Genomic DNA, 15,660 nt, shown 5'->3' with positions numbered 1-15,660 from the left:
TACGTTTATGCAAAAGAACTGCTTCGAACTTCTGAAAACATCCGCCAAATCGAAAGCCCGGTTGGGAAAAATCAAAACCGGCCACGGTGAAATCACGACGCCCATCTTTATGCCCGTCGGCACTCAGGCAAGCGTCAAAGGCCTCACTCCCCGCGATCTGGACGAAGCTCAAGCAGAAATCATTTTGGGAAACACCTACCATCTGTATTTGCGCCCGGGAACAGAACTCATCAAAAACGCTGGCGGGCTGCATCGCTTTATGCACTGGCACGGCCCGATTCTCACGGATAGCGGCGGATTTCAAGTGTGGAGTCTCAAGGATTTACGCAAAATCAAAAAGGACGGCATCGAATTTCGCAGTAATCTGGACGGTTCCAAGCATTTCTTTTCTCCCGAAAGCGTTATGAAGGCGGAGCGGGAAATCGGAGCCGATATCATTATGGCTCTCGACGAATGCACGCCCTACCCCAGCACGGAACAGGAAGCACTCAAGTCGCTGAACTACACCCTGCACTGGACGCGCCTCGCGAAAGAATACCTGGAAAAAAATCCCCCGCTCTTTGGCTACGACCAGAGTTTTTTCGGCATCATCCAAGGCGGAATGCACAAAGAACTCCGGGCAAAAGCGATTGCAGAAATCCAAAAAATCAACCCGGACGGTTATGCGCTCGGCGGACTTTCCGTGGGAGAGCCGACCGAAACCCTGTATGAAATCGCCGACTTCTGCACAAACCTGATGCCCGAAGACAAGCCCCGCTACGTCATGGGTGTGGGTACTCCCTGGAACCTGCTCGAACTGATTTTCCGCGGGGTGGACATGTGCGACTGCGTCATGCCCACGCGCAACGCCCGCAACGGCATGCTCTTTACCAGCGAAGGAGTTCTGCATTACAAAGCCGGTCGCTACGCCAAATCCCTCGACTTAGCACCCGACCCAAACTGCGATTGCTACTGCTGCAAAAACTTTAGCCGCGCCTATCTGCGCCACCTTTTTCATTCCGGCGAAATTCTCGCCATGACCCTGGCGAGCATCCACAACGTGCATTTCTATTTAAAGCTCATGCGCGACGCCAAAGCGCACATCCAAAGCGACACCTTCGAAGAATGGGGCAAGGAGCAGATTATCAAGCTCCAGCACGTCTGCGATTGATTCTATTCGACATCGGGAAGAGAGCGTCCGGCAATCCATTCCCGAATAGCCAAATCTTCCTGCTCCGCCAAAAGGCGTTTCTTGTCTTTCTTTTTGTAATCCTGCTTGTGCGGCAGCAGACCGAAATTGAAATTCATCGGCTGGAAATTTTCATTAGGACTCACCAGATGATGCAGCAGCGAACGGATGCAGCTTTCTTCCGGAAGTTCGTCCGTTTTATCGTGGAGCAGCGTATTCGCCATATTCCAAGCGGAATACCATCCCGTCGCAATCGCTTCCGTATAGCCTTCGGCCCCCGTAATCTGGCCCGCGAACCAAGTCGGCGGCAGGCCGTTTTCTTTTTCCACTTCGGGTTTTAATCGAAGCGTTTCATCCAAAAGTTTAGGGCTTTCAATAAAGGTATTGCGATGCATAGCTCCAAGACGAGCAAAGCGGGCATTCCGCAATGCGGGCACGAGAGTGAAAATTTCCTTCTGAGTTCCATAATGCAAGCGGGTCTGAAATCCGACCATATTGAAAAGCGTCTTTTCCTTGTTCTCCGCTCGCAGCTGGATTACCGCATACCATTTATGCCCGTTGTTTCCAAGCCCAAGTCCCACGGGCCGCATCGGTCCAAAGCGCAGCGTATTTTCTCCGCGACGCGCCATTTCCTCTATCGGAAGGCAGCCTTCAAACAATTCCTTTTTTTCAAACGGACGAGGCTCCACCGACTCCGCTTCGCGAAGCCTTCTCACAAACTCATCGTAGGTTTCCTTGTCCAGCGGGCAGTTGATGAAATCCGCCGTTTCACCCTTTTCCCAGCGGTTCATGTAAAATGCGTGATCCATGTCGATGGAATCCGTTTCCACAACAGGAGCAATCGCATCAAAGAAGTGCAGGCGTTCACCGCCCAACCGCGCGAAAATATCGTCCGCCAAAGCATCGCTCGCCAAAGGACCCGCCGCCACAATCGTCGGCAAGTCGCCCGCAAGACTCGCCACTTCTTCCCGATGCAAGTGAATGCGAGAAGCCGAAGCTATCGCCCTTTCCACCGATTGGCTGAAAAGCTCCCGATTGACCGTCAGCGACTCCCCCGCCGGAACCCGGGCCTCGTCCGCCGATTTCAAAAGGAAACTCCCGAGCAGCCGCAATTCCCGCTTCAAGAGGCCGTGCGCCGACGTCGGCTCCATTCCCTTCAGGCTGTTCGAACAGACCAGCTGCGCCAAAGAACCGTCCCGATGGGCGGGCGTCATCCGATGCGGACGCATCTCGTAAAGATCCACGTCAAAACCGCGGCACGCCAGCTGCAACGCCGCTTCGCAACCGGCAAGACCGCCTCCGATTACACGCACTCGCATCAGCTGACCTTAATTGAACGAAAGCCTTGGATATTCCTGGACCAGACATCGGAAAGCGATGAAAGCATCTTGTCGGGCAAAACCGCCTGCGATGAATTTTCCAAAAATTCTTCCAGAATGTTTTCGCACTGCAATTCGCTGACCATGCCAAATTGTACGGCTTCCACCAGCTCGCTATGTACCGCCCCCGGAAAAATTCTCTCTTCAAATTCTTGCAGGGAGCGCGGCTGCATCCGAGACGGATTGTGACAAGCCAGATTTTCGATTGTCCAAAAACCGATGGCGTTTGCCTCTTCCGCAGAAACCGAAGAAGTCTTCAATTTATCGCAAAAGGATTTCCAATCCGAGGAATTGACCTTGCGAAGCCCCTTGCGGTAGGCCTTTTTCAAAAAGTCCAAAACCATAAGGTAAGTTTCGCAGGCACTTGTCCGTGTATTTTTCAAACTCATCGGAACCAAATCAATGACGGAAGTGGCGCATTCCGGTAAAGACCATCGCCATGCCGAAATCGTCCGCTGCGGCAATGGACAAGTCATCCTTCTTGGATCCGCCGGGTTGAACAATGTAGCGAACTCCGGCATCGTGAGCCGCTTCCACGTTATCCGGGAACGGGAAGAAGGCGTCGGAACCCATGACGACTTCGCCAAAGACCTTCCGTTCCAAAGCTTTAAGGCCAGCTTCATCGACCAGTTTTCCTTCGGCATCAAAGAAAGGCTTGGCGGCATCCATCCGGGCGACGTTGTCCCGGACACGCGGCTGGCAAAGGCGCAAATTGCTGTCAATGCGGTTCGGCTGTCCCGGTCCAAGTCCCAACACTTGAAAATAGCCGGGCTTGTATTCGTAGCCCATGACTATCGCATTCGACTTGGTATGCTTGGTCACGAGCCATGTAAAGCGAGCCAGTTCTTCTTTGTTCTTCGGGAATTGCGCTTTGGTGACGCATTCAAATTTTTCATAAGTATCGACATCGCGATCCTGCACCAGCATCCCGCCAATCACATGCTTATAGACCTTGACACGCTTCGCCTTTTCGATTTTGCCGACTTCCAGCAGGCGAATATCCTTCGACTTGTTCTTCAAAAATTCAAGAGCGTCCTCGTCAAAAGCCGGAGCCAAAAGAATTTCCACAAACTTGCCCTTCAGAAATTCTGCCGTCTTGAGGTCGATTTTGCGAGATGAAGCGATGACAGAACCAAAAGCCGAAACCGGATCCCCAGCCCAAGCCGCTTCCATCGCTTCCAGCAGGGTTTCGCCCGTCGCCAAGCCGCAGGGATTCATGTGCTTCACAATGACAATCGCATTGGAATCGCTAAACTCGCGAGCCATTTCCAGAGCCGCGTCGGCATCGACAATGTTATTGTAGGAAAGTTCTTTTCCATGGAGCTGCTTTGCCATCGCAAGGCTTGCTTCATCACAAGTCGGATCCCGATAAAAAACAGCGGACTGGTGGGAATTTTCACCGTAGCGAAGCGGTTGCGGGGAGACAAATTTCAAATTCAATTCTTCGGACATAAATACCTCTTTGATATCCCAAATTTAGAAAACCGGCGGGTATTTACCAATTCCATTTTCAAAAAAAGAATACTCTCCAAGTCATTTAATAAAGAGGGTCGCCAAAAATTGACTGGAAGAAGGTGCTTCCCCACATTTTGAACTCTGCCGCTTATTTTTATCCCCGTCACGTGGCGGCAAAGTTGCACGCGCCATTGCGAGCGAGTGTTCTAAGTCATGGCGAGGAGCCTCTTGTCTGCCGGCTGACCGTCCCTCCTTGCGATGCGAGCGACTCCCTAAGGCAATAAATTGCCAAGTTTCGTGGAAGCGTGGCGGTCATTTGTCATTGCGAACCCTTTAGGGTGAAGCAATCTTCTTGCATGCGTTTGGATTGCTTCACTACGTTCGCAATGACGGGGGGGGGGATGTTCGCAATGATGAATGCAAATTCGGAACTCGCTATGACAGAAGCTACTTTGGAACTCACAATGGTCGCTGTTATTCAGGCCAATTGCCATTCTAGATTTTTGACGACTTGGGCGGAATATATAATCCACAAAAAAATCCCGAGCGAAACGCCCGGGATGAATTTCTAAAACTCGCCGCTATTCGGTAATGCGACGGAAGCCGCGGGTCTGCTTGTATTCGGTTCGACGATACGTTCCCGCAGACCAGTTCAGTTCACCGCCCACATTGGTGCAATGCGGCTGCGGGAATTCAATCAGGGAAATCTGATAGATGTAAGCACCCGTTCCAAGCTTGCGTCCATTCTTAGAAACCGGATACATCTTGACGCTGGCGGCAATTGTGCCCATCGTCGTTTCTGGAATCAAACTGCAATCCGTCGGCGCATAAGAACCCGTAATCGCATTGAACTGTTCTGTAGAAAGTTCCTGGTTATACTGGTTCACAAAATGGCCGAGATGGTCAAAGATTCGGACGTTCACGCGGAAAGCTTCATCGGTTATAAAGGAGAAGCTTACGCAGTTTTCCGTTCCGGCAGCATCGGTTCCGCAAAGAGCCGTCGCATTTGAAGAAGCGGCGCCTCCTGTTGTCGAATTAATGATTGAAGAACCAGGCACGGGTTTCCCATCACTACCAATCGAAGGAGCCTGCGTGTAATGCTTCAAAGAATCGGCAATCCAAGCACCCTGATCTTCCGCATTCGCATAACTCGGCGGCAAAACACTGACAACGATTTCACCGGTCTGCTTGTCACTCAATTCCCCGCTCGGAAGTCTGGAATCGTCAAACGGCGGACGGTCGATCGTCGTATCGGCGGGAACAATCGTCGTCGATTGCGACATCGTAACCGTTGTCACCGGACCCCAGTGATAAGTATCTACAGCTTTGCCCGTCTTCGAGAACACCTGCATCACCGAAGCGAAAATGCTATTGACGGGATCCACATCGTTGGCAGGATGGTTAAAGGCCAAAGAGTCGCCAAAAGCCGGATTACGCAAATCGGTGCAAAGGGCATCCTTACAGAGTTTTCCCTTGATTTCGTAGGAATAACCTTTGGCGGTTCTTTGAACATACTTGAAACCTGTAATCTGATAGGCCAAAGTATCCATTCCGCGCTTGGTCAAAATCGGGAAATACTGGCCATTCGCCGCATTGATCAAATTGACCGTTTCATCGGAAAGCTGCGAACTGACATAGATATAAGTGTCAAAGTTGCCTGCGTCGTTTTTGACGAGTTCCGCTTCGAGAATACGGGGCTGACCATAGGCAGAAGCAGCGACTTCGGCGAGGTTTGCACGGATGTAAAGGTTGGAGCCATCGGACTGGCGGTCCGCATAGAAGAAGTGCAGATGGTGCCAAGATCCGTCCGTCCAGCCGTCCGCGGCACAAGCACCCTTGCTCTGCTGAACAGCAGCCAACGGTTCGCCCGCATTACAACCGTGATTATTCATCGCCAATTCCCGAATGTTCACAATGCCCGGAGTCGCCAGGTGGGTGCCGCCCAAATCCACGGCAAGCACGCCATCCACGAAAATCCACATATCATCGTCGCCGGCAAATTCAAAGATTTCCTGATTTAATTCGTCGGTATTGTTGGCTTTGTAATAGCGGAAATTCGCATAACCCATCATGGTGAAGTTGTAATTGCGCAAATGCTGAACGCCGATATTGCCTTTAGAAGCGGCAATAGTCATCGCCTGTTCCGCAGTCAAAGCGCGGGGACCTCCATAATTCAGCCAATCCAAGCAAAGAGCATAGGTATTCTGACCAAGGAAGTCGTCCTGCGTTGAAGCATATTGATAATTATACGGAGGGCAGAAAATCGAAAAGCTCTGCGGTCCAAACTGGTCCGTTCCTTCCACAGAACCCAGCCATTTTTGAGAAGCCGGATCGACAACATCCAGCGGGAAATAGCCGCCGTTGTTGTAGTTGTAGTCCAATTCCTTGTATTTGGGATCGTCGGCAGCAGTCGGAATATCCAATGTCAAGTTGGAACGTTTATTGATTCCGCCGACATCTTCAAACCACTGTTCAAAAAACGAGTTATCGCAAGCATCACCCAATTTATGGATATGCGCACCTTCCAGGTAAAGCGGATTGCCCTCTTCATCCATATCAAAAGTCAGATAAGGCTGAACCATACCTGGAGTATAGACCACGTTGTTTTCCCAATACATACTACCGAAACAGGTATTTTTTATAACGCCCTTAAACTGAGTGGCTGTATTCGATCCAAATCCGCGCTGATTCTTAACCCCCGGAATTGCCGAGTTACTGCACTGCCCATAGGTCAAAATGGCAGAAGAAGCGGTCTGCTTTTGCAAATAGGGTGGAAGCAGCGTGTTTGCAGTCCAAGGCAGGCCGTCTTTGCCCAGAGGAACACCGGCTTGATATTTAGCGAAAGATTCCTTGTTTCCGCAGCTATTATGATACGCGGCCCGATTGTACCAATCCGCATCGTAACCCGGCTTGTTGTAACCATAGATCGCGTCCATATGGTTTACGGCCTCTTCCGAGAAGTTTTCGAAGTCGGGGTGACTGGGTTGGAAGTCGCGGACAATCACGTCCAGCGTAATGGGTATTGAAGAGACCTGAGCAAAAGCCCCCGCAGAAAGAGCCGTGGCAAACATCAAAATTTTTTTCATCATGTACACAATCTCCACCAAAAAAGGGTGTAGGAATATATTTCCCCCAAATATAAAACTTTTCGCTTCAATCGATTCTTTCCGCAATCTTTTTTTTACGAATTTCCCTAAAAAGGCAAAAAAGAGTGACCAACAGCATTTAATAGCGCGGCTTCTTTCCGAGAATAATGATCTGTTTTTCTAAGATTACAGCACGATGACCGCCGCTATTATTTTTACTCTCCTCCTTGCCCTGCTTCTTTTTCGAGCCTTTGTCCTGCACCTGCGGGCAACCGATTTGGACAATCCCCGATTCCAGGCACTCCCCCGGGAATCCAGACTCGCCATTTTAAAGGAACGCGTTTTGGAAGCCCCTTCCGAAAAAAATCTGAATAATCTGGGAGCTTTCCTCTTGGCGGAAGGAATCCACGTGGACATGGAATCCTACCGTCCACTACTCGCCGAGCAGCTCCGCATCTCCAGGCAGGAAAACGCCATCGCTTTGGATAACGATTTATACATCCGAGAAGCCGAATGGATGGACAAAATCAGCCCGTTTGAGTTCGAAATCGCCCGAAAGCAAAAGGAAGACGGCAATATCGACGAATTTATCCGAACCTATCTGCAAGGGGTTTTGCGCTACTACTCCGACGAAAAAATCGAAGAAGCTTTGCAAAATCTGACGCCGGATTTTCCCCAAGCCGCCGAGATGCTCAACGCCTACCGCCAGTTGAAAGCCCTGCGCGACTCCAGCCCCGCCGACGAGATTTCCATCGAAAAGCTCGCCCAAGCGAAAAAGGAATGGATGGAATCGCTATTGCATTTTATTTCCGAAAGAAAAGAGCAAGCGAATTGAAGCGAGTCGTTGTGGGAGACTTCATCGCTTTCCAAGCAAAGCGGACAGGCCGACTGCAATTTTCATTTTCGAATGTATATTGATAATCGCATTCAAAACACGAGGTTTTCATGTACGAAATTTTGCAAAAAGTCAACTTCCCCGCCGACGTTAAAAATTTAAACGCCTCTGAACTAGAAGTTCTCGCCGCAGAAATTCGCGAAGCGCTTTTCAATCGGCTCACTCAAAAAGGCGGACATTTCGGTCCCAACTTCGGGACGGTCGAAGCGGAAATCGCCCTGCATTACGTTTTCCTTTCCCCTCAAGACAAAATCGTTTTTGACGTGTCGCACCAAAGCTATGCGCACAAAATCATCACTGGCAGAAAAAACGGCTATATCGACAGCGCCAAACTGAACGAAAATTCCGGCTACACAAATCCCGACGAATCGGAACACGATTTTTTCAATGTCGGGCATACTTCTACATCGATTTCCCTCGCTTCCGGTCTTGCCAAAGCCCGCGACCTCGCCCATGAAAAAGAAAACATCATCGCTTTTATCGGCGACGGTTCCCTTTCGGGCGGCGAAGCTCTGGAAGCCTTGAATTATGCGGGTTCCGAACTGCATTCCAACTTTATCGTGATTGTGAACGACAACGAGATGTCCATTGCCGAAAATCACGGCGGCATCTATAAAAATCTGGAAGCCCTTCGCCTTTCCAACGGAAACGCCAACCCGAATTTTTTCAAAGCGCTCGGGTTCGATTACCTTTATGAACCGAACGGCAACGACATCCAAAGCCTGATTCAAACCTTCCAAAAAGTGAAAGACATCGACCATCCTGTCGTCGTGCACATCCACACCCTCAAAGGAAAAGGCTACCCGTTCGCCGAAGAAAACAAGGAAGCCTGGCATTGGTGCGCGCCCTTTGACAGGGCCAGTGGCAAGCCGACAGTCGATTGGGGCGACGGAGAAAGTTATGAGTCCATCACTGCGAACTATCTGCTCGAAAAAGCCAAAAAAGACCCTAAACTTCTGGTGATTACGCCGGCAATGCCCGCTTCGGTCGGACTTTCTCCTGCGATTCGGCAAGCGCTCGGTTCCCAATACGCCGACGTCGGTATCGCCGAAGAACAGGCCATCGCGATGGCTTCGGGGGCGGCAAAACGCGGAGCAAAACCCGTCGTCGTGACCAATGCGACTTTTTTACAGCGGACTTACGATCAGATGGCTCAGGACACAGCCATCAACAATAATCCCATCGCCGTCATTCTCAATTATTCCAGTTTCAACACGCTGACCGACGTGACGCATCTCGGCATTTACATCAACTCGATTTACGGCAACATTCCGAATGTCCGTGTGCTCGCACCGACCAATAAAGCGGAATATCTGTCCATGGTAGAATACGCCATCGAGCAGCAGGATCACCCGACCATCGTCTTGATTCCGGGAAACGGCGTGATAGAAGATTCCCGCGCAGCCGATTCGGATTACGCACAAGTTCGTTTTAAAACGGAACAGGCCGGGGAAAAAGTGGCGATCATCGCCCTCGGCGATTTTTTCCAGCGGGGCGAATCGCTTGCCAAAACCATTCAGGAAAAATTGCATTTCGTCCCGACGCTCATCAATCCGAGATTCGCTTCGGACATCGATACCCAGACGCTGGACAACCTCAAAAAGAACCATTCGCTAGTCATCACGTTGGAAGACGGCATTATCGACGGCGGCTTTGGTTCCAAAGTGGCGACCTACCTTGCCGATTCTCCTCTTCGCGTCAAAGTTTACGGGCTCGAAAAGAAATTTTACGACCGTTACAATCCCGAAGAGCTTCTGCAATCGCTGGGAATCACATCGGAAGGCATCGCCGAATCCATCGCGGGAATATAACGGAAAAATCTTGAAAAAAGAAACGAAGCTTTGACAAAAGCTGTCTTGGAAAAATCCGGTTTGCATGGCAAAAGGGCGCAAGCTTTCTCCGTACAAGCTGATTTTCCAAGATAAAATCCGGCGGGAAGGCGCACAGTATCTTGACAGGGAAAACCTTCTAATGTATATTTTGAAAAAATCCAAATTGAATGTTACGACAATGAATATCCATTAAGAAACCGATTTCCATTTTCAAGTCCTCTTTGAAAATCATCTTCGATAAATAAATCCGATTCCTCTAAATTTGAATTCGGGAGATTCCCTATATGCAACAAACTTTAGAAAACGCCATCCTTGTTGGCATTGTTACACCGAACATCCGAAAAAGCACTGCCGAAGAACACCTGTCCGAACTGGAACGCCTTGCCGAAACCGCAGGTGCCGTCGTCTGCCGCACATTTTTACAAAGAGTCCAAGCGTTCAACCCGGCGACCCTTATCGGCGAAGGAAAAGTACAGGAAATCCGAGCCGCGCTCGACGAAGAAAACGCCAAGCTGCTCGTTTTCGACGAAGATCTTTCCGGTTCGCAAGTACGCAATCTCGAAGAACGCCTTCCGGGAATCAAAGTTCTCGATCGAACGGGCATCATTCTCGCTATTTTTGCCAAGCATGCCGTGACGGCGGAAAGCCGCCTGATGGTGGAAGTCGCCCAGCTCCAGTACCTGGTTCCGCGACTTTCTCACGCCTGGACGCACCTTTCCCGACAAGCGGGCGGAAAGGGCATCGGCATGAACGGCCCCGGCGAAACGCAGCTTGAAACCGACCGTCGGATTATCCGCAAAAAAATCCAGGAGCTCAAAAAGAAACTGGAAAAAATCGAAAGTGCCCGAGAACGTCAAGCGGAACGCCGCAAAGGCATTTTTCAAGTCGGCATCGTCGGCTACACCAATGCGGGCAAAAGCACTCTGACCAATCGCCTGACCAGCAGCTCCGTCTATGTGAAAGACCAGCTTTTCGCGACCCTCGACAACACCATGCGAAAACTCTACGTCGGCGACGGAAAATTCATTTTGCTATCCGATACGGTGGGATTCATCCGCAAATTGCCGCCCCATCTTTTGGACACTTTCAAAAGCACGCTCAGCGCAGCGAGCAATGCGAACTGCATTTTAAATGTCGTCGATGCGACTGCAAACGATTATGAAGAGCATCTGGAAATTACCCACCGGATTTTACAGGAACTCGTGGATGAAAAAGTGCCTCGCATCATCGCTTTCAACAAGGCGGAAGCCGCTTCGGAGGAACGGCGAAAGGAACTTCTTGCGCACTATCCCGAAGCTCTGCAAATCAGTGCGAAAGAAAACATCGGCATGGAAGCACTTAAGCAAAAACTGATTTCTGCCATGCAGGATTGGGAAAAAATCAGCGCATCGGATTGTAATTGTTCATCATCACCATCGCGAGCGCCACGCAAAGCATGACCGAGACGCCAACAATCACCTGCTCCCGGTGATTGTATTCTCGGATGACATATTGCGGTTCCTTTTCTTCTTGCAATTCCTGCCGTGTCGGCTTCACCTGGATCTTGGTGGAATCCACACCGTAAACCTCGGCGATTTCTTCGTCCGTCATGTTCAGCGTATTGATGTAAGTGGAATCGAACGAATCCGCGGCGGGAGCCGCAACAGCGAAAAGCAGTAGCAGAACCAACACAAAAGCCCCTCCGAAAGAGGGAACTCGGAAAGGGCTTTTCGAAATTTTCTGCGGCAAAAGAAACTATTCCTGCGCAAGCTTGTCGAGAATCTGGTTTACAATCTTCGGGTTTGCTTTGCCGCCGGAACTTTTTATGACCTGACCGACAAAAAATCCCTTGAGAGCGACCTTGCCCGCCTTAAATTCGGCGAACTGGGCGGCGTTCTTTTCCACGACTTCGCGCACCGTTTTTTCGATGGCACCCGTGTCCGTAATCTGCACCAGACCTTTTTCCTTGACGATCACCTCCGGATCTTTTCCCGACGCAAACATTTCGGCAAAGACTTGCTTGGCAATTTTTCCGTTGATGGTCCCGTCTTCGATCAAGTTCACCAGAGCGGAAAGCTGTTCGGGCCGGACCTTGACCGCATCAAAGCCACCTTCCAGCTCCTTCACTTCGCAAAGCAGTTCCGTAATGACCCAGTTCGCGAGCATCTTCGGATTCTTGCAGGTCTTCGCCGCCGAATCGAACCAGTTGCTGACGTGGATTTCATCCGTCAAAACCTGAGCGTCATATTCCGTCAATTTGTATTCCTGCAAGAAGCGTGCAAAACGGGCGTCCGGCAATTCCGGAAGAGTCCGACGGATTTCTTCGACCACCGACGGATCCGTTACCAGGCGCACCATGTCCGGTTCGGGGAAATACTTGTAGTCCGGCGCATCTTCCTTGGAACGGATGACAATGGTCTTGTCCGCATTCGGATCGTAGCGTTTGGTGCTCTGCTGCACTTCCCGACCGGCGTCAAGAGTGACCGTCTGCAAAAGCAATTCGGCGGTCAGCGCCTTTTCCAGGTTCGTAAAGCTGTTTAGGTTCTTGATTTCGGCGCGGGTCCCGTATGGAGCGTCTTCGCTCGGGCGAATGGAAATGTTGCCGTCGCAGCGGATGTTGCCGTTTTCCATATTCGCATGGGAAACTCCCGTGTATTCCAGAATCTGCTTGATTTTTTTGAAAGTGAGAACCGCTTCCTCTGGACTGCGGATATCGGGTTCCGTCACGATTTCACAAAGAGGAGTTCCGCAACGGTTGGCGTCAAAGTGGCTGCCCGTGGGACTCATGTCGTGAACCAGCTTTCCCGCATCTTCTTCCATGTGGATACGCGTGATGCCAATGCGACGAACAACGCCATCCGAACGCTTGATTTCCAGCCAGCCCTTGCTGCAAATCGGATGGTCGTAAATGGGAAGTCCACCGGTCTGGGTTATCTGGTAGCCTTTCGGCAAATCCGGGTAAAAGTAGTTCTTGCGGGTCCACATCGCATTCAAATCGATTTCGCAGTGCAGGGCGAGTCCCAGACGGATGGCAAATTCCACAGCCTTCTTGTTGGGAACCGGCATCGCCCCGGGAAACCCCAGGCAGACAGGGCAAACGTGCTTATTCGGATTCGTATTGACTTCGATTTCGCAGCCGCAGAACATTTTCGTTTTGGTCGCCAGCTGGCAATGGATTTCAAGACCGATGACAGGATAATACTTAGACATGATGACTCCGAACGAGTTTCCTTCTTTTGCCGGGCCAAACTTTCGCCGCCTTCAGAAAGCGGAATCGGCAAAGACTAATCCAGAACTTTCCTCTTGGGAACGCAAGCGCCCGTTTTTTTTTGCAAATATAAAATTTTGCAATCCGAGCGTCTTGTCCGAAGCCGGGTTTTCCGCATTTCTTTCTTTGCTTGCAGCCAGAAACCGCGTGAGACATGCGGAGGGGGGCGCGGAACCCGGCTGAAAATTTCCGCGCCAGTGCGTAGCACCGACTGGAAGGCAGCCCGCAGCTCGCCGACCCGCCGACCAAGGCGGGGCACGCCCTTAAAGCAATTCGTCCAAAGTCACGACGCTTAGACCGTCCACTTCTTTCCAGGCGGCATTTTCCGTCAGCACGAGGTCTGCGCCCGAAACGAAAGCCGTCGAAAGCTGCAAGGAATCTTCAAAAGAGAGTTTGTACTTCACCCGGTATTCGGCAGAGAGGAGCGCGATTTCCGCATCCGTTTCCCGCAGTCGGAACTGTGCGCTGTTCGTGAAAAACTCCTTCAATTCCCGAGCCAGCACAGCAAGACCTTTCTCGTAAGCACGGGCGGAAAGATTCGCCAACGAAATGGGAGAGGCGACCATCTGGATCTGGCGTTCATAGACGATGTCGAGAATCCGGAGCATCACCGGATAATAGTCCGACCGAAATTCCAGCAACCGCCGAATCGGTTTTTCGTCTAAAAAAAGGATTCTGGATTTTTCGACTCGAATCATGGGGACAAATTACAAATTCCGCAAGAATTATTGTTATTATTTTGTTTGAATTACGCATAAAAAGGAGACATCCATGAACAAAGTCCTACTTGCTTCCCTTGCAATGGCGACGACACTGTTCGCCCAGGCGGCACCAGTGGCCACCGCAGCGCAGCCCGCGCTCGATACGACAAAAACGGCACCGGTCGCGCAGGCCGACTCCGTAAAGGCGCCCGAAGCCGAAGCGACAAATGTGGCAGCGGATTCCGTCAAGGCGGAAACCGTCGCGCAGGCCGACTCCGCAAAGGCGCCCGAAGCTGAAGCGGCAAATGCAACTGCGGATTCCGTCAAGGCGGAAACCGTCGCGCAGGCCGACTCCGCAAAGGCGCCCGAAGCCGAAGCGGTAAATGCTACAGCGGATTCCGTCAAGGCGGCACCAGTAGCACAGGCCGATTCCGCAAAGGCCCTCGAAGCCGAAGCGGCAAACGTGGCGGCGGATTCCGTTAAGGCGGAACCAGTCGCTAAAGCCGACACCGCAAAAGCTGTAAAAAAAGCGCAGCCCGCTCCGGATATGTCGATGGCAGCTGCCGATTCCGAACCCAAAAAGAAAAAGAAGAAAAGAGAACCCCTCTTGAAAGCGGGCCAATTTGAATTTGACATCAACGCCAGCTTTGAAATCCAGGCGGGAAAAACCCTCTGGGTCAGCGAAGACGACAAGAACAGCGACAACCTCGAAGAATGGTGGGGACGCGCCAACCTCGGTTTGGAAACCCGTTCAAATGATTTCAACGGTCGCATCTTGATTTATATGTATCCGGGCGACCTGCAAGACAACCAGTACCACACGCACCATACCGCCAACGGCGACACGTCCGATACCTATGAATATCGCGACCTGTTTGAAATCCACGAAGCTTACGCCGAGCAGCATACCCGCTATGCGGCCATCAAGCTCGGTCGTTGGGAATTCACACAGAAGAATGGCGACTACTTCGGTAACTACGTCGATGGCTACTACAACGGATTCAAGAGCGGAACCAACAGCGAAAACGCTCTCCAGTTCTCGTTCACGCCGACGGAAACCATGTCGATGGACGTGGCGTTCATCAGCACGACGCCGAATCTCAACACCGGCGATCTCCGTTTGATGTTCCGTTTCCACGATCTTTCGGGCATTGAATTTCTGAACTTGGATCTGGGCTACCGCACAAACGTGTTCGACATTGTCCACGACGACGATACCGACGTGCAGCACACGATTTCTTTGCAGGGCAAGACGCCGATTGTAAACGACCTCGCCTACTTCTTCCTGGAAGGCGCGCTGATGGGCATTGACGCCGAAGAAACCTACAAAGACCGCTTTGGCAAAAAGCGCACCCGCACCAAGGATCTCGTGGCCCCGATTACCGGCGGCATCCTGTTTACGCCGCGCGACTACCGCATCATTCTCGAAGCGGAATACATCCACGACCGTGCAGAAACCGATTATGCGGACAAAGACAAGAAGCACGTGAAAGACGTTCTCGCCGCGTTCTACATCGAAAAGCCGCTGACCAAACGCTTCACGCTTTCTTTCGGTGCGCACAGCTACGGCACTTCCCGCGACTACGGATTTACCGGCAACCTGATCGGCACCATCCACTAATCGCATCGGAAACGATTTGAAAAATCCCGGCCAAAGCCGGGATTTTTTTGCACACTAGCGCACCCGGCAAATCAGGCGATTAAAGGGACCGATATACAAAATTCGCTTCACGCAAGTTTGGGGTTAGCGCCCTTCGATTAGTTGAAAGTTGGGAGTTGGAACTGAAAACTAATAACTCATAACTAAATAGTCCTCCCTTAAAATCCCGCCCAGCCCGCATAACTATTGGGAAAAACTGATTTCTACCCTGTGAAATTATTGCAAGGTTTTCTAAAA

13 protein-coding genes are annotated in these 15,660 nt (G+C 51.1%); 6 read left to right on the top strand and 7 right to left on the bottom strand.

Features of this window, described 5'->3' with window-relative positions:
- The first annotated feature begins 7 nt into the window (after nt 1-7).
- Entirely contained in the window at nt 8-1,150 is a 1,143-nt protein-coding gene (gene tgt, locus B5D40_RS03775) for a tRNA guanosine(34) transglycosylase Tgt (protein ID WP_073305752.1), read from the top strand.
- Nucleotides 1,151-1,152: 2 nt separating this feature from the next.
- Here tgt and trmFO read toward each other — a convergent pair whose 3' ends face one another.
- The 4 genes from trmFO to B5D40_RS03750 form a co-directional block, all read right to left on the bottom strand.
- The gene (trmFO, locus tag B5D40_RS03770; protein WP_073305754.1) at nt 1,153-2,487 is read right to left on the bottom strand and encodes a methylenetetrahydrofolate--tRNA-(uracil(54)-C(5))-methyltransferase (FADH(2)-oxidizing) TrmFO; all 1,335 of its coding nucleotides are present in this window, start codon (nt 2,485-2,487) and stop codon (nt 1,153-1,155) included.
- Nucleotides 2,487-2,936: a hypothetical protein gene (locus B5D40_RS03765; RefSeq protein WP_143394377.1), complete on the bottom strand. Its 450-nt coding sequence runs from the start codon at nt 2,934-2,936 to the stop codon at nt 2,487-2,489. Before B5D40_RS03765 ends, trmFO begins: the two co-directional genes overlap by 1 nt.
- A 10-nt stretch (nt 2,937-2,946) precedes the next feature.
- Nucleotides 2,947-3,999, bottom strand: a complete 1,053-nt coding sequence (locus B5D40_RS03760; protein WP_078775828.1) for an IMP cyclohydrolase — start codon at nt 3,997-3,999, stop codon at nt 2,947-2,949.
- A 584-nt stretch (nt 4,000-4,583) separates the two neighbouring features.
- A complete protein-coding gene (locus B5D40_RS03750; RefSeq protein WP_078775826.1) occupies nt 4,584-7,091 on the bottom strand; it encodes a fibro-slime domain-containing protein in 2,508 nt (835 codons plus the stop codon).
- A gap of 193 nt (nt 7,092-7,284) precedes the next feature.
- Here B5D40_RS03750 and B5D40_RS03740 point away from each other — a divergent pair, with 193 nt between their 5' ends.
- The 4 genes from B5D40_RS03740 to hflX all read left to right on the top strand — a co-directional run bounded on the left by B5D40_RS03740 (nt 7,285) and on the right by hflX (nt 11,254).
- Entirely contained in the window at nt 7,285-7,923 is a 639-nt protein-coding gene (locus B5D40_RS03740; RefSeq protein ID WP_078775825.1) for a hypothetical protein, read from the top strand.
- A 110-nt stretch (nt 7,924-8,033) separates the two neighbouring features.
- Nucleotides 8,034-9,794, top strand: coding sequence for a 1-deoxy-D-xylulose-5-phosphate synthase (locus B5D40_RS03735; RefSeq protein ID WP_078775824.1), 1,761 nt, complete (start codon nt 8,034-8,036; stop codon nt 9,792-9,794).
- 64 nt (nt 9,795-9,858) lie between these two features.
- Nucleotides 9,859-10,008, top strand: coding sequence for a hypothetical protein (locus B5D40_RS15550; protein ID WP_158222083.1), 150 nt, complete (start codon nt 9,859-9,861; stop codon nt 10,006-10,008).
- A gap of 91 nt (nt 10,009-10,099) precedes the next feature.
- Nucleotides 10,100-11,254 (top strand): GTPase HflX, encoded by a 1,155-nt coding sequence (hflX, locus tag B5D40_RS03730; RefSeq protein WP_078775823.1) that lies wholly within the window; start codon nt 10,100-10,102, stop codon nt 11,252-11,254.
- Here hflX and B5D40_RS03725 read toward each other — a convergent pair.
- From B5D40_RS03725 to B5D40_RS03710, 3 genes are all read right to left on the bottom strand, one after another.
- On the bottom strand, nt 11,196-11,486 hold the full coding sequence (locus B5D40_RS03725) for a hypothetical protein (RefSeq protein ID WP_143159479.1): 291 nt from the start codon (nt 11,484-11,486) through the stop codon (nt 11,196-11,198). The genes hflX and B5D40_RS03725 overlap by 59 nt on opposite strands.
- Before the next feature lie 63 nt (nt 11,487-11,549).
- The gene (gatB, locus tag B5D40_RS03720; RefSeq protein WP_078775822.1) at nt 11,550-13,004 is read right to left on the bottom strand and encodes an Asp-tRNA(Asn)/Glu-tRNA(Gln) amidotransferase subunit GatB; all 1,455 of its coding nucleotides are present in this window, start codon (nt 13,002-13,004) and stop codon (nt 11,550-11,552) included.
- 321 nt (nt 13,005-13,325) lie between these two features.
- Nucleotides 13,326-13,760, bottom strand: coding sequence for a type II toxin-antitoxin system VapC family toxin (locus B5D40_RS03710; protein WP_078775820.1), 435 nt, complete (start codon nt 13,758-13,760; stop codon nt 13,326-13,328).
- A 73-nt stretch (nt 13,761-13,833) separates the two neighbouring features.
- Between B5D40_RS03710 and B5D40_RS03705 the strand changes: the two genes are divergently transcribed.
- Nucleotides 13,834-15,384 carry a hypothetical protein gene (locus B5D40_RS03705; RefSeq protein WP_078775819.1) on the top strand — a complete coding sequence of 517 codons (1,551 nt, stop codon included), beginning with the start codon at nt 13,834-13,836 and terminating at the stop codon, nt 15,382-15,384.
- Nucleotides 15,385-15,660 lie beyond the last annotated feature (276 nt).

It is taken from the genome of Fibrobacter intestinalis (genome assembly GCF_900167415.1).
GTDB classification, from domain to species: domain Bacteria; phylum Fibrobacterota; class Fibrobacteria; order Fibrobacterales; family Fibrobacteraceae; genus Hallerella; species Hallerella intestinalis.
This window is presented reverse-complemented; position numbering and strand designations above follow the sequence as displayed.